This window comes from Pseudomonas sp. ICMP 460, from assembly GCF_002723595.1.
Classification (GTDB): Bacteria; Pseudomonadota; Gammaproteobacteria; order Pseudomonadales; family Pseudomonadaceae; genus Aquipseudomonas; species Aquipseudomonas kitaguniensis.
The window spans coordinates 84,512-103,363 of record NZ_LKBR01000002.1; the positions used below are offsets into that span (position 1 = coordinate 84,512).

Sequence of the window (18,852 nt, forward strand, 5' to 3'; positions counted from 1 at the left end):
CGGGCTTTACAGCCGCGCAACTTCGGCAGATGATTTGCACCGCTTCACCCCACCTCTAGAGAGTACTGACCATGAGCAAAAAGCCATCCCAGCATGGCCCCAACAAGGCCAAATCAATCATCGCCCAGCCACTGTTCCGCAGCCGTCAGGAACGCGCCGGCAAGGGCAAAGGCAGCTACCGCCGCGAAGCCTTCCAGTCTAATAGCTGGGAGGCTTCTTACTTTCTGGCTGCTTGAAGGCAAGTGCCCCTCCGGCATGATAAGGTCAGCATCTGATTTGTAATCCCTGGACCTGTGCATGCCCTCTAGTCTTTCTCGTCGTTGGCACCTTCGCCAATTGATCGCTGCCTCCAGCCTCATTTTGCTTGTCGCCTGCGCCGAAAAACCCACCGCCGCAGACGCTCAACCATTGCCGAAACTGCAGACCGCACCGGCCGTCGCGCCTGCCGTGGTTGCCCCTTTGGCGGTGGACAATCTTGATATCCAACCGACCCAGACCTTTGCCGAATGGCAGGCTGGTTTTCGTGTGGACGCCCTGAAGGCCGGGATCACACCCGCCGTGTTTGATAACGCCTTCGCCAACGTCACGCCCGACATGGCAGTGATCCGCGCCGACCGCAGCCAACCGGAGTTTTCGCGCCCGGTGTGGGAATACCTCGATGGTGCGCTGTCACCGGTACGCGTGCGCAACGGCCAAGCCTTGCTGATCAAATACGCCGATACCCTGCAAAGTATCGAGCAACGCTATGGCGTCGACCGCCAAGCGCTGGTGTCGGTGTGGGGCATGGAAAGCAACTTCGGCCAGTTCCAGGGCAATAACTCGGTGATCCGCTCCCTCGCGACGCTCGCGTATGAAGGCCGTCGCCCAGCGTTTGCCCAAGCGCAATTGCTGGCGGCGCTGCAGATCATCCAGCATGGCGATATTCAGGCCGACCAGATGAAAGGCTCCTGGGCCGGTGCGATGGGCCAGACCCAGTTCATCCCGACGACCTACAACACCCATGCAGTGGACTTCGATGGCGACGGTCGCCGCGATATCTGGAACAGCCCGGCCGACGCCCTCGCCTCTACCGCGCACTACCTGCAAAGCTCCGGCTGGCAGAAAGGCCAGCCGTGGGGCTTTGAGGTGCAACAACTGCCGGCGAACTTCGACTTCGCGCTGGCCGACGGCGGCATGCGCAAAACCGTGGCTGAATGGCTGAGACTCGGCATTCAGCTACCGCCTGGCGCCAGCCTGCCGGCGAATGTCGACCAACTGTCCGCCGCCCTGCTGCTGCCCGCAGGCTACCGTGGCCCGGCGTTCCTGGTGCTGGATAACTTCCGCGCGATCCTCAAGTACAACAACTCGTCGTCCTACGCGCTGGCGGTTGGCTTGCTGTCGGAACGCTTCGGCGGCGGCGGCATCATTCGTGGCGCTTGGCCAAAAGACGAGCTGCCGCTGAGTCGCTCGCAACGCATCGATTTGCAGACGGCGCTCAGCGCCAAGGGTTATGACGCCGGCAACCCGGACGGCATTATTGGCGCCAACACGCGCAAGGCCATTCGCGCAGCGCAACAGGCGCTGGGCTGGCCAGCCGACGGTTACCCGACAGTGAAGCTGCTTGAGTCGCTGCAAAGCCAATAGATCGGCGTAGCGCCACTACCGCCATCGCGAGCAAGCCCGCCCCCACAGGGAAATGCATCCCCACTGTGGGAGCGGGCTTGCTCGCGATGGCGGCTTTTCAGGCTTTAAACACCACATCCTGCTCCAGCACCACGCATTGCTGCCCCGCATCCAGCCGCACCAGCGCGCCCATCGGCAGGGTCAGGTTCGGGTCACAGTGCCCGCTGCGCCAGCCAGCCAGCACCGGAATACGCAACGGTTCGAAGGTCTGCTTCAGCAGCCGCGCCAATGCAGCGTTATCCACGCCCGATACATCCCCCACCAGCACACCGGCAATCTGCGCCAGCTTGCCCGCCAGGCGCAAATGGGTGAGCAAGCGGTCGATGCGGTAGAGCGGCTCGTTGACGTCTTCAATCAGCAGAATAATGCCTTGTGCATCGAGCGCATACGCGGTGCCCATCAACGCTGCGATCATCGACAGGTTACCGCCGAGCAAGCGCCCACAGGCGATGCCAGGCTCAAGGGTGGTCAGCGGGTAGGCCACCGGGTGCGTCAGCACACTGCCTGCGCCCAATTGGCCGCGCAGCATGTTGAACAGCGACGATTCAGTCGGTTGCTGCTTGTCGCCGAGCAAGTCGGCATTCAGCATCGGCCCGTGAAAGGTCACGAAACCCGCGTAACGGTTGATCGCCAGGTGCAGCGCGGTGATGTCGCTATAACCCACGAACGGCTTGGGGTTGGCCCGCAGCAGGTCGAAATCCACGCGATCGAGCAAGCGCGGTGTGCCGTAGCCGCCGCGCAGGCAGAAGATGGCATCTATTTCGGGGTCGGCGAAGGCAGCGTGCAAGTCACGCAGGCGCACCTCATCGCTGCCGGCGAGGTAGCCGTCGCGTTCGTACACGCCGGGGAAGATCTGTAATTGGTAGCCACGGGCGCGCATCCATTGCACGGCTTTTTCAACATCGAGTGCGGCGGGGCCGGCTGGAGCGATCAGGCCGATGGTACCTTCAGAGCGCAGTGCGGGTACGGCAGTGTTCATCCATGGATCTCCGTGTGTAGCGCAGAACGAAATGTGGGAGGAGGCTTGCTCCCGATGGCAGTGTGTCAGTCAGCACGTCTGATACTGATAAACCGCCATCGGGAGCAAGCCGCCTCCCACACAACCTACTCCCACTTTAGAGCTGGGGGTGTTACATAAATCTATATCAGGACACCAGGCTCGCCTTGACCAGCTTGGCCTGCTCGTCGGCATGGTACGAGGAACGTACCAGCGGGCCGGACGCGACGTTCTTGAAGCCCATCTTGTAACCTTCCTCGGCGAACCAGGCGAAGATGTCCGGGTGCACAAAACGCTGCACCGGCAAGTGGCTGCGCGACGGTTGCAGGTACTGGCCGAGGGTCAACATGTCGATGTCGTGTTCGCGCATGCGCTTCATGACTTCGATCACTTCTTCGTCGGTTTCGCCCAAGCCCAGCATCAGGCCGGATTTGGTCGGAATGTGCGGCATCATCTGCTTGAATTTCTGCAGCAGGGTCAGCGACCACTGGTAGTCCGAACCTGGGCGCGCGGCTTTGTACAGGCGTGGCACGGTTTCCAGGTTGTGGTTGAACACATCCGGTGGCTCGGCGGCGGTAATTGCCAGCGCCACGTCCATGCGCCCACGGTAGTCCGGCACCAGGGTTTCGAGCATCACGTTCGGCGACAGCTTGCGGATCTCGCGGATGCAATCGGCAAAGTGCTGGGCACCGCCGTCGCGCAGGTCGTCGCGGTCTACCGAGGTGATCACCACGTATTTGAGTTTCAGGTCGGCGATGGCGACAGCCAGGCTTTCCGGCTCGTTGACGTCCAGAGGCTTCGGTCGGCCATGGCCAACGTCGCAGAACGGGCAACGACGGGTGCAGATGTCACCCATGATCATGAAGGTGGCGGTGCCGCCGGAGAAGCATTCGCCGAGGTTCGGGCAGGACGCTTCTTCGCACACGCTGTGCAGCTTGTGTTTGCGCAGCAGCGCTTTGATTCGGTCGACTTCCGGCGAAACCGGGATGCGCACGCGAATCCAGTCAGGTTTTTTCGGCAGTTCGGTCGTGGGGATGATCTTGACCGGGATGCGTGCAACTTTGTCGGCGCCGCGCAGCTTGACGCCGGCTTCCACCTTGGCACGCGGGGCCGGGGCCGGACGCTCGGTGATGTCCAGCGTCGGGATCATGGTTTGCACTGCATCAGTAGTCATAATCAGTCGATTCCGCCCGTAAGGGTCGTCTGCTCAGCGTAGTCGAGGTGTTTGACGAGCTGCGCACGCAGCCGGGCACTTACCTCGGCAAATTTAATCGGTGTGGCGTGCTCGCTCAGTTGGGTCATCGCAAGCCCCGCGTAACCGCACGGGTTGATCCGTCGAAACGGCGCAAGGTCCATGTCCACGTTCAAGGCCAGGCCGTGAAAGGAACAACCGTGGCGAATGCGTAAACCGAGGGACGCGATTTTCGCGCCGTCTACATACACGCCGGGTGCATCGGGCTTGGCCGCGGCGGTCACGCCGTAACTGGCCAACAGCTCGATCAGGCAAGCCTCCATGCGGCTCACCAGGTCGCGTACGCCGAACCCAAGCTTGCGCACGTCCAGCAACAGGTACGCAACCAGTTGACCGGGGCCATGGTAAGTTACTTGGCCACCTCGGTCGACCTGCACCACCGGAATATCACCCGGCAGCAGCAGATGCTCAGCCTTGCCGGCCTGCCCCTGGGTGAACACCGGCGGGTGTTCCACCAGCCAGATTTCATCCGGGGCCGAGCTGCCGCGCTCATTGGTGAAACGCTGCATGGCGTGCCAGACCGGCTCGTAGTCCAGCCGACCGAGCTCGCGAAAGCCCAGAACCTGTGACATCACAGCACCATGTGCACGAAGCCGGTGGCCCGCAACTCGCTGTTGATGTCGTAGAGCTGGTCTTGACCGGTCGCAACGATGTGCAACTGGATCGTGGTGTATTTGCCTGTGGAGCTGGATCGCTCGTCCACACGCTGGTCGTTGATCGTCGCATGTTTACGCACGATCTCGAGAATCAGGTCTTTACGGCCGACACCGGTATCGCTGATCACCTTGATGGGATAGTCCACCACCGGGAATTCGATCTTCGGCGCCTTTACTTCTACTTCTTTATCGGTCATGGCGTAACGGCCTCGTAAGCGTAAGCCGTGGCGACGGGCAAAGCCCCGTGTCGGATCAACACGGGGCTTTGCAGGTGCACACTATCAGTTGAACAAGCCGTAGAAGAATAGACGGATGCTATCCCACACGCGGCGGAAGATACCACCTTCGTCGACAGCGTCCAGGGCGATCAGGTCGGCGCTGTGCACCACCTTGTCGTCGAGTTTCACTTCGACTTTACCGATAACGTCACCCTTGGCGATTGGCGCAACCAATTGCGGGTTCATGGTCATGCTGGCCACCAGCTTTTTCAGCTGGCCTTTAGGCATGGTCAGGGTCAGGTCTTCAGCCAGGCCGGCCTTGACTTGATGGGTAGCGCCCTTCCACACCGGCGCCTGCGCCAGTTCAGTACCCTTCTGGTAGAAGGTTTGGGTTTCGAAGAAACGGAAGCCATAGGTCAGCAGCTTCTGCGTCTCGGCCGCACGGGCCTGCTCGCTGTTGGTACCGAATACCACGGCGATCAGACGTTGGCCATCACGCACAGCGGACGACACCATGCAGTAGCCGGCTTCTTCGGTGTGGCCGGTTTTCAGACCGTCGACGGTCTTGTCGCGCCACAGCAGCAAGTTGCGGTTAGGCTGCTTGATGTTGTTCCAGAAGAACTCCTTCTGGGAGTAGATCGCGTAGTGCACCGGGTCGACACGAATGATCGCGCGCGCCAGGATCGCCATGTCGTGAGCCGACGAGTAGTGCTCAGGGTTCGGCAGACCGGTCGGGTTCATGAAGTGGCTGTTGGTCATGCCCAGGTCAGCCACGGTTTTGTTCATCATGTCGGCGAACGCGTCTTCGCTGCCGGCGATGTGCTCGGCCAAGGCGACGCTGGCGTCGTTACCGGACTGGATGATGATGCCGTGCAGCAGGTCGCTCACAGTGACCTGCGAACCGACCTTGATGAACATCCGCGAACCGCCGGTGCGCCAGGCATTTTCGCTGACGGTGACCGGGTCGTTCTCGCCGATCTGGCCACGGCGGATTTCCAGCGTCGCGATATAAGCGGTCATCAGCTTGGTCAGGCTGGCTGGCGGCAGGCGCTGGTCACCATTGTTCTCGACCAGCACGTTGCCGCTGGCGGCATCCATGAGAACCCAGGCCTTGGCGGCCAGTTGCGGGGAAGCCGGCACCATTTCAACCGCCCAGGCGGCCGGGGTGATGATCAGCGAAAGAAGCAGGCACGTGCGTTTGGCTAAGGTGGTGATGTTCATCCGTCTCTCGAAATTGCTTATGGAAACTTGCCCTCGCGGGCAAAACTATTCAGACAGCCCGCTTCCAGACTGTCACGTGTTCGGTTGCCCGCTCACCCCTTGCCCCTGGGTTTTATTGTTCAACGAGCCAACAACCAGGGCTCAGGCGCGCAGGCGCACCCGAACCATCAAGCCTTTACTGCTTACTCGGCGGTGACCACGCTGGGTTGCCCCAGGTTGGCCAGACGCACACTGTTCTGCACTTGCGCTACTTCGCTCGGCGAACCGATCGGGCCCATGCGTACACGGTGCAAGGTCTGCTGGTTACGCACGATGGAGCTGATAAAAACCGGCGCCTTGACCATGCCGCTGAGCTTGGACCTTAACAGTTCTGCCGCATCCGGGTTGGCGAAAGCGCCCACCTGCAGGTACTGGCCGCCCACGGTTGAAGCGCCCGGTGCTGCGTGAGGCACCACGACTGTGTCCGGGGCGTGCTGCGCCGGCGGTGGCGTCCACTGTTCGATCTTGCCGGTTGACGCGGTTACTTGCGGTTGCGCGGTTTGCGGCTCGTTGAGCATCAACGGCGCTGGCTTGCCGCGCTGCGCCCAGTACTGCGCCGGGTCGATACCTTCAACCTTCACGCGCGCAGTACCGGTTTCGGCGTAACCGAGTTTTTTTGCGGCGGCGTACGACAAGTCAATGATGCGGTCCGAATAAAACGGCCCACGGTCATTAACGCGCAGGATCACCGTGCGGTTGTTATCAAGGTTGGTCACGCGCACATAGCTGGGCAGCGGCAAGGTCTTGTGTGCCGCGCTCATGCCGTACAGGTCATACACTTCGCCGTTGGCGGTGTTCTGGCCGTGGAATTTGGTGCCGTACCAGGAGGCTGTGCCCGACTGAACGTAGGTCTTGGAATCCTGCAGCGGGAAGTAGTTCTTGCCCAGCACGGTATACGGGTTGGCCTTGTACGCCCCGGTATGCAGGGTTGGCGTGGCATCCGGGATTTTCGACACGTCGACGTCCCACCACGGCGCGCCGTCTTTGTGCGCGCGGTTGATGTCCAGCCCCGGCTGGGCGCGAACCACGGCCCCCCCGGACTTTTGCGCCGGCGCACGGCTGCTGGTAGGGGTGGAGGAACAACTGACAACCAGCAAGGACAACGCGGCAAACGCCACCAGCTTGAGCGGTTTATGGAACGGCGATGCCCGCATTACTTGTTGCCCCGTGCTTGGACCAGCATGTCTGACAGCTGATGCACGGCCATGGCGTACATCACACTGCGGTTATAACGCGTGATTGCGTAAAAATTCTTCAGGCCCATCCAGTATTCCGGACCGTTTTCGCCTTCGAGACGGAACGCCGTCACCGGCATATCGTCGCGTGGCGCATTCTGACTCGACCAGCCCAGCGCTCGCAACTCCCCGACCGTTTTGACCGGCTCGATTCCTTGCGTCAGGCCTTCGTCGGCGCGCTCCCCGGTCACCTGCGCACGGATCACTACCGGCTCGCCGGCAACCCAGCCGTGGCGCTTGAAGTAGCTGGCCACGCTGCCGATGGCGTCGTCGGGGTTGCTCCAGATATTGATGTGGCCGTCGCCGTCAAAATCCACCGCATACGCGCGAAAGCTGCTCGGCATGAACTGCGGCAAACCCATCGCACCGGCGTAGGAGCCTTTAAGCGTGAGCGGGTCGACTTGCTCTTCGCGGGCCAGCAACAGGAATTCGCGCAGCTCCTTGCGAAAGAACTCGGCGCGCGGCGGGTAATCGAAACCCAGCGTCGACAAGGCGTCGATCACGCGGTAACTGCCGGTATTACGGCCGTAAAAGGTCTCAATGCCGATAATCGCGACGATCACCTCGGCGGGCACGCCGTATTCCTGCTCGGCGCGGGCCAGCACCGCTTCATGCTGACGCCAGAAGTCGACGCCGCGCGCTACGCGGGCATCGGTAAGGAACATCGGGCGATATTCCTTCCACTGCTTCACGCGCTCGGCGGGCCGTGAAATCGCATCGAGGATCGCCTGTTTGCGTTGGGCTTCGCGGAACACGCCCATCAGCTGTTCACCGGCGAAACCGTAGTCGCGGGTCATCTCACCGACAAATTCGGCGACCTGAGGTGAGCCATCGTAGTCACCGGCCTGCGCCTCTTGCGTCGCGCCCAGTAGCCCAATCAGGCCCATCCAGGACGCATGCCGAGTCGCCCAGCCGCGCATTACTTGCATTGACATCTTCACCTTATTCAAACCTGTGCGATCCACTTGCGATGCGTATGAATCGACATCAAAACCCCAAACGCTGACAGCAATGTCACCAGCGAAGTTCCGCCGTAGCTAATGAATGGCAACGGCACCCCAACCACCGGCAGCAGGCCACTGACCATACCGATGTTGACGAAAACGTAAACAAAAAAAGTCATGGTCAGGCTGCCGGCGAGCAATTTGCCGAACAGCGTTTGTGCCTGCGCGGTGATCACCAACCCGCGCCCGATCAACAGCAAATAGATCAGCAACAGCGCGCAAATGCCCACCAGGCCGAACTCTTCGCCCAGCACCGCAATAATGAAGTCGGTGTGGCTTTCGGGCAAAAAGTCCAAATGCGACTGAGTGCCCAGCAACCAGCCCTTACCAAATACTCCGCCGGAGCCAATGGCCGCCTTGGACTGGATAATGTTCCAACCGGTGCCCAGCGGGTCGCTCTCAGGGTCAAGGAAGGTCAAGATGCGCTGCTTCTGGTAGTCGTGCATGAAGAAGAACCACATGGCCACGGCCACCGGGATTGCCGCGGCCAGCACGCTGAGGATCCAGCGCCAGCGCAAGCCGCCCATAAACAGCACGAACGCGCCGCCCGCAAGAATCAGCAGCGACGTGCCAAGGTCGGGCTGGCGCACAATCAAGATAAACGGCACGCCGATCAAAAACAGGCTGATGCCCACGTGCTTGAGCTGCGGCGGCAAGGTGCGTTTGGACAAATACCAGGCGATGGTCGCCGGCATCAGAATCTTCATGAATTCCGACGGCTGGAAGCGAATCACCCCAGGAATGTTGATCCAGCGGGTCGCGCCCATGGCGTTGTGGCCCATCACGTCCACCACCACCAGCAGCAGCACGCCCGCGACGTAACCCAGCGGAACCCAGCGCGCCATGAAGCGCGGCTCAAGCTGCGCAATCACCACCATCGACAACAGGCCCAGGCCGAACGAAGACGCCTGTTTGATCAGCAGGTCCCAGTTCTTGCCGCTGGCCGAATACAACACAAACAGGCTGCCGGCGGCCAAGGTCAGCAGCAGAATCAGCAACGGGCCATCAATGTGCATGCGCTGCAGCAACGTCGCGCGGCGACGCATCACATCTTCGCTGGAGAGGATGCGGTCAAAATTACTCTTCACGGGCCGTAACCTCGGTGCTTGAAGGGGGGCCACCATATTCGGGTTTGAGCCTGCCGTCGTCGGCCAACAGCCAGGCGTCCATGATCTGGCGCACCACTGGCGCCGCAACACCGGAGCCGGACTCGCCGTTTTCGACCATCACGGCCACGACTATTTTGGGGTCGTCGGCCGGCGCAAAACCGACAAACAACGCGTGGTCACGGTGGCGCTCTTGAACCTTGGAACGGTCATATTTCTCGCCCTGCTTGATCGCGACCACTTGGGCCGTACCGCTCTTGCCGGCAATTCGGTACTGCGCGCCGATCGCCGCCTTGCGCGCGGTGCCCCGCGCGCCGTGCATCACTTGTTGCATGCCGTGGTTGACCTTGGCCCAGTCGGACGGGTCGCGCAGCACGATGTCAGGGATCGGGTTTTCATCGACCGGCTTCTCGCCCTCGATGGTCCTGGCCAGGTGCGGGCGGTTCCAGATGCCTTTGTTGGCGACCAGCGCCGTGGCCTGCGCCAGTTGCAGCGGCGTCGCCTGCATGTAGCCCTGGCCGATCCCCAGAATCAGGGTTTCGCCGGGGAACCACGCCTGGCGACGGGTCGCACGTTTCCACTCGCGTGACGGCATCAAGCCAGGCGATTCTTCGAACATGTCCAGGGAGACTTTTTGACCGAGGCCGAACTTGCCCATGTAGGCAGCCAGCCGATCAATGCCGAGCTTGTGGGCCAGGTCATAAAAATAGGTGTCGTTGGAGCGCATGATCGCGGTGTCCAAATCGACATAGCCGTCACCGGTGCGGTTCCAGTTGCGGTATTTGTGGTCGTAGTTGGGCAGCATGTAGTAGCCGGGGTCGTACACGCGGCTCGATGCGGTCACTACGCCCGAATCGAGGCCGGCAATCGCCACCGCCGGCTTGATGGTCGAGCCGGGTGGATACAAGCCGCGCAGCACGCGGTTGAACAGCGGCCGGTCGATAGAATCACGCAGCTCGGCGTAGGCCCTGAAGCTGATCCCGGTGACAAACAGGTTGGGGTCGAAACTCGGCTGACTGACCATCGCCAGCACTTCGCCGGTTTTCGGGTCCAGTGCCACCACGGCACCACGCCGCCCGCCGAGGGCCATCTCGGCAGCTTCCTGCAACTTGATGTCCAGGCTCAGCACAATGTCTTTGCCCGGCACCGGGTCGGTGCGCTTGAGCACCCGCAGCACACGCCCGCGCGCGTTGGTTTCGACTTCTTCGTAACCCACTTGGCCGTGCAACTCGGGCTCGTAAAAACGCTCGATGCCGGTTTTGCCGATATGGTGGGTGCCGCTGTAATTCACCGGGTCGAGGCTTTTCAGCTCTTTCTCGTTGATCCGCCCCATATAGCCAACGGAGTGCGCAAAATGCGGCCCTTGCGGGTAATGCCGCACCAACTGCGCTACCACCTCCACACCGGGCAAGCGGAACTGGTTCACCGCGATCCGCGCAATTTGCTCTTCGGTCAGCTCAAACAGAATCGGCACCGGCTCAAATGGCCGGCGCCCCTGCTTCATGCGTTTTTCGAAGATCACGCGGTCTTCCGGCGTCAGTTGCAGCACCTCAACGATTACATCGAGGATCTGCTGCCAGTCGCCGGACCGCTCGCGGGTCATGCTCAGGCTGAAGCTGGGCCGGTTATCGGCGACTACCACGCCATTGCGGTCGAAAATCAGCCCACGGGTCGGCGGAATCGGTTGCACATGCACCCGGTTGTTTTCCGACAGCGTGGAGTGATATTCGTACTGGATCACCTGCAGAAAATACAGGCGCGCAATCAGCACGCCGATCAAGCCGACCACCATAAAAGCGCCAAACACCACCCGCGCGCGTACCAGACGTGCGTCTTTCTCGTGGTCCTTGATGCGGATCGGCTGGGTCATCGGCAGGGGCGCAGATTATTTGTGGTAAGGGTGCCCGGACAGAACTGTCCAGGCGCGATACAGCTGTTCACCGATCAGAATCCTTACCAACGGGTGCGGCAACGTCAATGCCGACAGCGACCAACGCTGGTCCGCCCGCGCGCACACTTCCGGCGCCAGCCCTTCGGGGCCGCCCACCATGAAGTTGACCGTACGCGAGTCAAGGCGCCAGCGATCCAGTTCCACCGCCAGTTGCTCGGTGCTCCAGGGTTTGCCGTGCACCTCAAGGGTGACGATACGCTCGTTGGGGCCGACCTTGGCCAGCATGGCTTCGCCTTCCTGACGGATAAAGCGTGCCACGTCGGCATTCTTGCCCCGTGTGTTGAGCGGTATTTCCACCAGCTCCAGCGACAGCTCAGCGGGCAGACGCTTGGCATACTCGTGCCAGCCTTCTTCCACCCACTTGGGCATGCGTGAACCGACAGCGATCAGACGCAGGCGCACAGCCGTTCCTTATTCCTGGTCTTTGTTGAGCTTGTCGAAGTGCGCGTGGCCCACTTCCGGGTTGTGGTGCTTGCCATCGGCGGCACGGCTCTGCTCGGCGCCTTTCCACAGACGTTCCAGGTCGTAGAACTGACGGGCGTTGGAGGTCATCATGTGAACGATCACGTCGTCCATGTCCAGCAGCACCCAGTCGCTGTCGCCCTTGCCTTCTTCACCCAGCGGCTTGACGCCCTGGGCTTTGACGGCTTCGCGAACCTTGTCGAGCATCGCGCCGATCTGGCGGTTGGACGTACCGGTGGCGATGATCATGAAGTCGGTGATGCTCTGCTTGTCACGCACGTCCAGCACTTGAATGTCCTGGGCCTTAACGTCTTCCAGGGCAGCCACGGCGACTTTTACCAGCTCTTCGCCAGCCAGTTCCGGGCCAACGTGGGCTTCAACCGGCAGCGGTGCGCTTTTGAAGGTGCCTTTGCGCTTAACTTTGCTTACGTCTTTGTTGGTCATATAAAACTCGTTTTGCTCGTATGTTCGGGCGCTCGCTGCACGACTGTTCGTGCGTTCAAGCGCGCCTTTTCAGTTCGACGCACGGTAAAGCCCGTGCGCATCGATGTAGGCCAGGACCGCGTCAGGCACCAGGAAACGTACCGACTTCCCGCTGGCCAGCAGTTGACGGATCTGGGTGGCGGACACCGCAAGCGGGGTCTGCCAGACGAATGCAATATTCCCGTTCGGCCCGGTCAGGGCCAAGGGGTCACTTACCGACCGCGCGGCCAGCAGGTTGCGCAAGGCATCCGGCGGTTCGCTGTCGGCATCCGGGCGTTGCAAAACCAGGATGTGGCAATGCTGGAGGAGTTCCTCCCAACGATGCCAAGAGGGCAGGCCGCAAAAAGCGTCCCAGCCCAAAAGCAGAAACAATTGGTCATCTGCGGCCAACTCGGCGCGCAGCAATTCCAGCGTATCGACAGTGTAGGACGGTTTATCACGCTTGAGCTCGTGGTCGTCCACCACCAACGGCGCTATGCCCTCCACCGCTAGGCGTACCATTTCCAGGCGTTGCTGCGCAGACACCTGCGGCGTATCGCGGTGTGGCGGCCGCGCGTTGGGCATCACCCGCAGCTCATCCAGCGCGAGGGCATCCGCCACTTCCAGGGCACTGCGCAAATGGCCAATGTGCACGGGGTCGAAGGTGCCGCCGAGCAGCCCGATGCGTTTAGCCGTCAAGTGCGCACATGACCGTCGCCGAACACCACGTACTTCTCGCTGGTCAGGCCTTCCAGGCCAACCGGGCCGCGTGCATGCAGCTTGTCGGTGGAGATGCCGATCTCCGCCCCCAGGCCGTACTCGAAACCGTCGGCAAAACGCGTAGAGGCGTTGATCATCACCGAAGCGGAATCCACTTCGTTAAGGAAACGCCGGGCATCGCTGAAATGCTCGGAAACAATGGCGTCGGTGTGCTTGGAGCCGTATTTGTTGATGTGTTCAATCGCCTCGTCCAAGTCGTCGACGATGCGGATAGACAGGATCGGCGCCGTGTACTCGGTGTACCAGTCTTGTTCGGTGGCCTCGATCACGTCTGCACCGAGCAACGCACGGGTGCGCTCACAACCGCGCAGTTCCACGCCTTTGTCGCGGTAAATGGCGGCCAGCGGCGGCAGCACGCGATCGGCAATGCCGGCGTGCACCAGCAGGGTTTCCATGGTGTTACACGGGGCGTAACGATGGGTCTTGGCGTTGTCGGCGATGCGGATCGCCTTGTCGATATCGGCGGCGATGTCGATGTACACGTGGCACACGCCGTCCAAATGCTTGATCACCGGCACTTTGGCATCACGGCTCACGCGCTCGATCAGGCTCTTGCCACCGCGTGGCACGATTACGTCGACAAACTCCGGCATGGTGATCAGCGCGCCAACGGCGGCGCGGTCGGTGGTTTCGACCACTTGCACCACTTCGGCCGGCAGCTCGGCCACGGCCAAACCCTGCTGAATGCAGGCGGCAATGGCGCGGTTGGAATTAATCGCTTCGGAACCGCCGCGCAAAATGGTCGCGTTGCCGGACTTGAGGCACAGGCTCGCGGCGTCGATGGTCACGTTCGGGCGCGACTCATAAATGATCCCGATCACGCCCAACGGCACGCGCATTTTGCCGACCTGAATACCCGACGGCAGGTAGCGCATGTCGCGGATTTCACCGATGGGGTCAGGCAGCTTGGCCACCTGACGCAGGCCTTCGATCATGTCGTCGATACGCGCAGGGGTGAGTGCCAGGCGGTCCAGCAGGGCTGGCTCAAGGCCATTTTCGCGGCCACGGGCCAGGTCCCGTTCGTTGGCGGCGGTCAGCTCGGAGCGCGCAGCATCCAGAGCGTCGGCGGCGGCCAACAGGGCACGGTTCTTCTGCGCCGTGCTCGCGCGGGCGATCAACCGCGAGGCCTGACGGGCAGCGCGACCCAGGCGGGTCATGTAGTCAAGAACGGACTCAGTCATGGTCGGGGAGTCTTGGCAAAGAGGAAAGCGGCAGATTATAGCTGCGACGCCGCCCGACTGACAGCGGTGAGGGGCGGATGGTTGAAATGAACTGTAAAAACCTGAGGTTCAGCGGCAATTAAGGTGGGAGTTGTTATTATTCCGTCACATTTAGCCGTATTAACCTCTGACCGCCATGCCCAATTTCGCCCCCAAGCTCCCCGCCAGCGCCCTGCCCGACAGCTTCTTCGACCGCGACGCGCAGATTCTTGCGCGCGAACTACTCGGCAAAGTCATACGCCATCGCGTCGGTGATCACTGGCTTTCTGCGCGAATCATCGAAACCGAAGCCTATTACGTGGCCGAAAAAGGCAGCCACGCCTCACTCGGCTACACGGAAAAACGTAAGGCTTTGTTTCTGGATGGCGGGCACATCTACATGTACTACGCCCGTGGCGGCGATTCGCTGAACTTCAGCGCGCAAGGCCCGGGCAATGCCGTGCTGATCAAATCGGCTTATCCGTGGGTGGACGAAGTGTCCGGCCCGGCGAGCCTGGCGCAGATGCTGCTGAATAACCCGAATCCCGACGGCAGCCCTCGCGCTTCGCAAAAACTCTGCGCAGGCCAGACCCTGCTGTGCAAAGCCCTGGGTTTGAAGGTGCCGATGTGGGACGCCAAGCGCTTCGACCCGCAATTATTGTATGTGGAAGACGTGGACCAACCACCGTCGCAGATTATTCAGACCACACGCCTCGGCATCCCCAGCGGACGCGATGAGCACTTGATGTACCGTTTCGTCGATGCTGGCTATGCGCCTTATTGCACACGGAACCCGCTGCGCCGGGGCCAAGTCGAAGGCCGCGATTACTTTTTGGTTTAAACCGGCTGCGCCTGCTGAAAATTGATACCTGCAACGCAGTAGACCTTCAGCGTTTCGAGTGATGTATTGCATAGAGGGAGTGACGTTTTATGGGCCAATGGCTCGATAGCATTACCGCCTGGCTCACCGTGAACCCAGAATGGCTGGCGGTGGCGGTGTTTATCGTCGCGTGCGTGGAATGTTTGGCGATCGCGGGGCTGATCGTGCCGGGCACGGTGTTGTTGTTTACCATTGCGGCACTCGCCGGCAGCGGTGCGCTGTCGCTGAGCGAAACGCTGTTACTGGGCTTCCTCGGTGGCTTGCTGGGCGACGGCGTGTCGTACTTTCTGGGCCGACATTTCCATCAGAACATCCGGCGCCTACCCGGTTTGCGTCACCACCCTGAATGGATGAATGGCGCAGAAACCTACTTTCATAAGTACGGCATTGCCAGCCTGCTTGTAGGGCGCTTCATCGGCCCGCTGCGGCCTATGCTGCCGATGGTGGCCGGCATGTGCGACATGCCCTTCCCGCGTTTTGCCGCCGTGAGCATTTTGGCGGCGGCGGGCTGGTCGGTGGCGTATCTACTGCCTGGCTGGGCCACCGGCGCCGCATTCCGCCTGCCGTTACCAGAAGGCTTCTGGCCGGAAGCAGGCGTTGTGGCGGTGTGTTTGGCGGTGTTGCTGGGGCTGAGTTTAAACAGCAGCTTGCGCGGCCACCGTCGCGCAACCTTATGGATGGGCTGCGCCAGCCTGACGTTATTGATCGCGATGTTTATCGGCTACCCGCATCTCAACCACTTCGATCAAGGCCTGAGCGCGCTGGTGCAGGAACATCGCAGCCCGTGGCTGGACGAGGTGATGGTGCGGATTACCCAGTTGGGCGAGTTCAAGAAGATGTTCTTCGCCAGCGCCATTTTCACCGGGCTGCTGTTACTCGCGCGGCAATGGCGGCACGCGGTGTTTGTCGGCGCTACGTTGGCCGGGGCGGCAGTGATCAATACAGGCACCAAGCTGTTTTTTGCGCGCGGCCGCCCAGAAATCCTCACCGACCCACTGACCAGCTTCAGCATGCCCAGCGGCCACGCCTCCGGTGCGTTTGCGTTCTTCCTGGCGCTGGCAGTGCTGGCAGGTCGCGGGCAACCCACGCGCTTACGCCTGACCTGGATGCTGCTCGGCTGTATTCCGGCAGCCTTTATCGCGCTGTCGCGGGTGTACCTCGGTGCGCATTGGCCCACGGACATTCTGGCCGGCACGCTGCTGGCGATGACGGTGTGCGCGTTCAGCCTGGCCGCCAGCGAGTACCGCAGCCGGTTACCGGCCATGCCGCAAAAAACCTGGTGGCTGTTGCTTCCGGCGCTGGTGGCGGTGCTGAGTTTTATCGCGCTCACCGGCACACCGCATGCCTTGCTGCGCTACGCCTACTGAGTGAAGAGTTCGCCCTGCAACTCGTCGAGCAACATCTGGATCGCGTCCAGCTTTTGCTGCGGATCGTCGAGTTGCAGCAGGTCGATCTTGTCGGCTTCGGTGAACGGCAACAGGTAGGCCAACTGATTGCCCAAGGCCTGCTGGCCATCGGCGCGGGCGTCCATGTCCAGCGAGGCAACCATCGGGTGTTCGGCGAGTGCCTGAAGCAACGCCAGCAAGTCGGCGTCCTCGTCTTCCAGCACGCGGTCGGGCAGCTCTTCCAGCCATTGCACCTCGGCCACCAGCAATTGGTCCTTCTGCACGCCAGCGTCACGCACACGGAACCTGCGCCCGCCTTCGACGCGAATCCCCAGCAGGCCGTTGTCCTGTTGCTTGAAGTCGCGAATCAGCGCTTCGCAGCCGATCAGCGCGTAGCCATCCGGGGCCATGCCGACTTCCCGGCCATCGAGAATGCACACCACACCGAAGCTTTCGCCGTTTTTCATGCAGCGGCTGATCATGTCCAGGTAACGTGCCTCGAACAGTTGCAGGTCGAGGGTGCAGCCTGGGAACAGCACGGTATTGAGCGGGAACAGGGCCAGACTCATAAAGGTTTCCTTTAAACAATTACCGACACGGCCAACGGCAGGAACACCGCCGTGGCTACGCCCATCAGGCTCATGGCCAGCGCCGCAAAGGCGCCGCACTCTTCACTTTCCTGCAACGCCACCGAGGTGCCGACGGCGTGGGCGGTCATGCCCAAGGCCATGCCGCGCGCTTCGGGACTGTGCACGCCGAGGCGTGACAGGAACGCCGGGCCGATCATTGCGCCGACCACCCCGGTGATCAGCACAAACACCGCCGCCAATGCCGCCACGCCGCCGATCTGCTCGGCGACCAGCATGGCAATCGGCGAGGTTACCGACTTGGGCGCCATGGTCATCAGCATGCGGTGCTCGGCGCCGAACCACCCGCCCAAGAGTACACACAGGCCGGTAACCAGCACGCCGCCTAACACCAGCGTAGTCAGAATCGGCCAGAACAATTGCCGAATTCGTCGCAGGTTTAAATACAGCGGCACTGCCAGCGCTACGGTCGCTGGGCCGAGCAGGATGCCCATGATCTCGGTGCTCTTGCGGTACTCGACGTAACTCAGGCCGCAGGTCAGCAGCACGCCGATCACTAACAGCATCGACACCAGCACCGGTTGCAGGAACACCCAGCGGGTTTTCTCGAACGCCGCCAGCACCAGTTGATAGGCGCCAAGGGTGATGCCGATACCAAACAAGGGATGATGGATGACTGCCGTCCACGCGCCTTGCGTGTCGAAGATCATTGGTCCTGCTCCGGGCGCGCCTGGCGCTTGACCAGCTTTTGCATCAACACGCCAACAAACCCCATCGCGATCACCAGCGACAACACCAGCGCGCCGATAATGGCCCAGAAGTCTGCCTCGATGTCTTTGGCATAGACCATCACGCCCACGGCGGGCGGCACCAGCAACAGCGGCAAATAACGCAACAGGCTGCTGGCTGCCAGGCTCAGTGGCTCGCCGACTTCGCCGCGCGCGATCAAAAAGCCGAGCATCAACAGCAAGCCAATGATCGGCCCCGGCAGCACCGGCAACAGCAAATGGTTGAGCGCGGTGCCAATCAATTGAAACAGCACCAGCCATGTCAGCCCACGTAACAGCATGCGTTTTCTCCCCCTCAAAACCCGCGCGCATTATAAGCATGCCTGCCCTATGCATCGGCATTCGCCAAAAGCATGGTGGGTTGACCGGGTCGGTTGCGCATGATGATCTACATGGGTTCTGTGTGACCCACAAAAAACACCCGCCCTGTCAGCGCCTGGGTGATAAAAGCCGATGCCCCAAGGAGAGTCGCAATGCCCTGTGTACCTGTAGCGCAGCTCAAAGATTATATCGGCAAGGAACTGGGACGTTCCGAATGGCTCACCATCGATCAGGCGCGTATCAACCTGTTCGCAGAGGCCACGGGCGACCACCAGTTCATCCACGTTGACCCGGCCAAGGCCGCGCAAACGCCATTCGGCAGCACCATCGCGCATGGCTTTCTGTCGCTGTCGCTGATGCCCAAACTGATGGAGGACATCCTGATCATGCCCGAAGGGCTGAAGATGGCGATCAACTATGGTTTGGACAGCGTGCGCTTCATCCAGCCGGTAAAAGTCAATGCCAGGGTGCGCCTTAACGTCACCCTGACTGACGTGACCGAGAAAAAACCTGGCCAATGGCTATTCAAGGCCACTGCCACCCTGGAAATCGAAGGCCAGGAAAAGCCTGCTTACATCGCCGAGTCGTTATCACTCTGCTTCGTGTAAGGCCGCGCCTGTGGTGAGGTGAGAAACCTTGCCACAGTG

Annotated in this window: 21 protein-coding genes; 5 read left to right on the plus strand and 16 right to left on the minus strand. The window is 61.2% G+C overall.

The features are described from left to right. Window positions 1-71: 71 nt before the first annotated feature. The gene (arfA, locus tag AO240_RS02660) at window positions 72-236 is read left to right on the plus strand and encodes an alternative ribosome rescue factor ArfA (RefSeq protein WP_058415608.1); all 165 of its coding nucleotides are present in this window, start codon (window positions 72-74) and stop codon (window positions 234-236) included. Window positions 237-297: 61 nt separating this feature from the next. Next, complete coding sequence (locus AO240_RS02665; RefSeq protein ID WP_099235064.1) at window positions 298-1,623, plus strand: lytic murein transglycosylase; 1,326 nt, start codon at window positions 298-300, stop codon at window positions 1,621-1,623. Between the two features lie 97 nt (window positions 1,624-1,720). On the opposite strand, the gene AO240_RS02670 is transcribed toward AO240_RS02665, so the two are convergent. The 13 genes from AO240_RS02670 to AO240_RS02730 form a co-directional block, all read right to left on the minus strand. Continuing rightward, window positions 1,721-2,641, minus strand: coding sequence for an LD-carboxypeptidase (locus tag AO240_RS02670; RefSeq protein WP_099235065.1), 921 nt, complete (start codon window positions 2,639-2,641; stop codon window positions 1,721-1,723). 166 nt (window positions 2,642-2,807) lie between these two features. Further along, the gene (gene lipA, locus AO240_RS02675) at window positions 2,808-3,809 is read right to left on the minus strand and encodes a lipoyl synthase (protein WP_161936699.1); all 1,002 of its coding nucleotides are present in this window, start codon (window positions 3,807-3,809) and stop codon (window positions 2,808-2,810) included. Window positions 3,810-3,835: 26 nt separating this feature from the next. Next, window positions 3,836-4,483, minus strand: a complete 648-nt coding sequence (gene lipB, locus AO240_RS02680) for a lipoyl(octanoyl) transferase LipB (protein ID WP_058412900.1) — start codon at window positions 4,481-4,483, stop codon at window positions 3,836-3,838. Further along, complete coding sequence (locus tag AO240_RS02685; RefSeq protein ID WP_058412899.1) at window positions 4,483-4,764, minus strand: DUF493 domain-containing protein; 282 nt, start codon at window positions 4,762-4,764, stop codon at window positions 4,483-4,485. The genes lipB and AO240_RS02685 overlap by 1 nt, the downstream gene beginning before the upstream one ends. Before the next feature lie 84 nt (window positions 4,765-4,848). After that, window positions 4,849-6,006 carry a D-alanyl-D-alanine carboxypeptidase family protein gene (locus AO240_RS02690; RefSeq protein WP_076014088.1) on the minus strand — a complete coding sequence of 386 codons (1,158 nt, stop codon included), beginning with the start codon at window positions 6,004-6,006 and terminating at the stop codon, window positions 4,849-4,851. Window positions 6,007-6,188: 182 nt separating this feature from the next. Next, complete coding sequence (locus AO240_RS02695; RefSeq protein ID WP_099235066.1) at window positions 6,189-7,199, minus strand: septal ring lytic transglycosylase RlpA family protein; 1,011 nt, start codon at window positions 7,197-7,199, stop codon at window positions 6,189-6,191. Next, on the minus strand, window positions 7,199-8,209 hold the full coding sequence (gene mltB / locus AO240_RS02700) for a lytic murein transglycosylase B (RefSeq protein ID WP_058412896.1): 1,011 nt from the start codon (window positions 8,207-8,209) through the stop codon (window positions 7,199-7,201). The genes AO240_RS02695 and mltB overlap by 1 nt, the downstream gene beginning before the upstream one ends. 17 nt (window positions 8,210-8,226) lie before the next feature. Further along, window positions 8,227-9,330 (minus strand): rod shape-determining protein RodA, encoded by a 1,104-nt coding sequence (rodA, locus tag AO240_RS02705; RefSeq protein WP_177445768.1) that lies wholly within the window; start codon window positions 9,328-9,330, stop codon window positions 8,227-8,229. Between the two features lie 31 nt (window positions 9,331-9,361). Continuing rightward, on the minus strand, window positions 9,362-11,260 hold the full coding sequence (gene mrdA, locus AO240_RS02710) for a penicillin-binding protein 2 (RefSeq protein ID WP_099235068.1): 1,899 nt from the start codon (window positions 11,258-11,260) through the stop codon (window positions 9,362-9,364). 15 nt (window positions 11,261-11,275) lie between these two features. Next, window positions 11,276-11,743, minus strand: a complete 468-nt coding sequence (gene rlmH, locus AO240_RS02715) for a 23S rRNA (pseudouridine(1915)-N(3))-methyltransferase RlmH (protein ID WP_003176297.1) — start codon at window positions 11,741-11,743, stop codon at window positions 11,276-11,278. Window positions 11,744-11,752: 9 nt separating this feature from the next. Continuing rightward, entirely contained in the window at window positions 11,753-12,247 is a 495-nt protein-coding gene (gene rsfS, locus AO240_RS02720) for a ribosome silencing factor (RefSeq protein WP_058412893.1), read from the minus strand. A gap of 69 nt (window positions 12,248-12,316) precedes the next feature. Next, entirely contained in the window at window positions 12,317-12,964 is a 648-nt protein-coding gene (gene nadD, locus AO240_RS02725; RefSeq protein ID WP_058412892.1) for a nicotinate-nucleotide adenylyltransferase, read from the minus strand. After that, window positions 12,961-14,226: a glutamate-5-semialdehyde dehydrogenase gene (locus tag AO240_RS02730; RefSeq protein WP_099235069.1), complete on the minus strand. Its 1,266-nt coding sequence runs from the start codon at window positions 14,224-14,226 to the stop codon at window positions 12,961-12,963. Before AO240_RS02730 ends, nadD begins: the two co-directional genes overlap by 4 nt. Before the next feature lie 175 nt (window positions 14,227-14,401). On the opposite strand from AO240_RS02730, the gene AO240_RS02735 reads away from it, so the two are divergent. Continuing rightward, window positions 14,402-15,085 carry a DNA-3-methyladenine glycosylase gene (locus AO240_RS02735; RefSeq protein ID WP_099235070.1) on the plus strand — a complete coding sequence of 228 codons (684 nt, stop codon included), beginning with the start codon at window positions 14,402-14,404 and terminating at the stop codon, window positions 15,083-15,085. Window positions 15,086-15,174: 89 nt separating this feature from the next. Continuing rightward, entirely contained in the window at window positions 15,175-16,491 is a 1,317-nt protein-coding gene (locus tag AO240_RS02740) for a bifunctional DedA family/phosphatase PAP2 family protein (protein WP_099235071.1), read from the plus strand. Here the strand turns inward: AO240_RS02740 and AO240_RS02745 are convergent. From AO240_RS02745 to AO240_RS02755, 3 genes are read right to left on the minus strand one after another with little or no spacing between them, the layout of a single operon-like run. Continuing rightward, window positions 16,485-17,078: an LON peptidase substrate-binding domain-containing protein gene (locus tag AO240_RS02745; protein ID WP_099235072.1), complete on the minus strand. Its 594-nt coding sequence runs from the start codon at window positions 17,076-17,078 to the stop codon at window positions 16,485-16,487. The genes AO240_RS02740 and AO240_RS02745 overlap by 7 nt on opposite strands. Window positions 17,079-17,089: 11 nt before the next feature. After that, window positions 17,090-17,806 carry an LrgB family protein gene (locus AO240_RS02750; RefSeq protein WP_099235073.1) on the minus strand — a complete coding sequence of 239 codons (717 nt, stop codon included), beginning with the start codon at window positions 17,804-17,806 and terminating at the stop codon, window positions 17,090-17,092. Then, window positions 17,803-18,165 carry a CidA/LrgA family protein gene (locus tag AO240_RS02755; protein ID WP_099235074.1) on the minus strand — a complete coding sequence of 121 codons (363 nt, stop codon included), beginning with the start codon at window positions 18,163-18,165 and terminating at the stop codon, window positions 17,803-17,805. The genes AO240_RS02750 and AO240_RS02755 overlap by 4 nt, the downstream gene beginning before the upstream one ends. Before the next feature lie 192 nt (window positions 18,166-18,357). Here AO240_RS02755 and AO240_RS02760 point away from each other — a divergent pair, with 192 nt between their 5' ends. Then, window positions 18,358-18,813 carry a MaoC family dehydratase gene (locus AO240_RS02760; protein WP_099235075.1) on the plus strand — a complete coding sequence of 152 codons (456 nt, stop codon included), beginning with the start codon at window positions 18,358-18,360 and terminating at the stop codon, window positions 18,811-18,813. Window positions 18,814-18,852 lie beyond the last annotated feature (39 nt).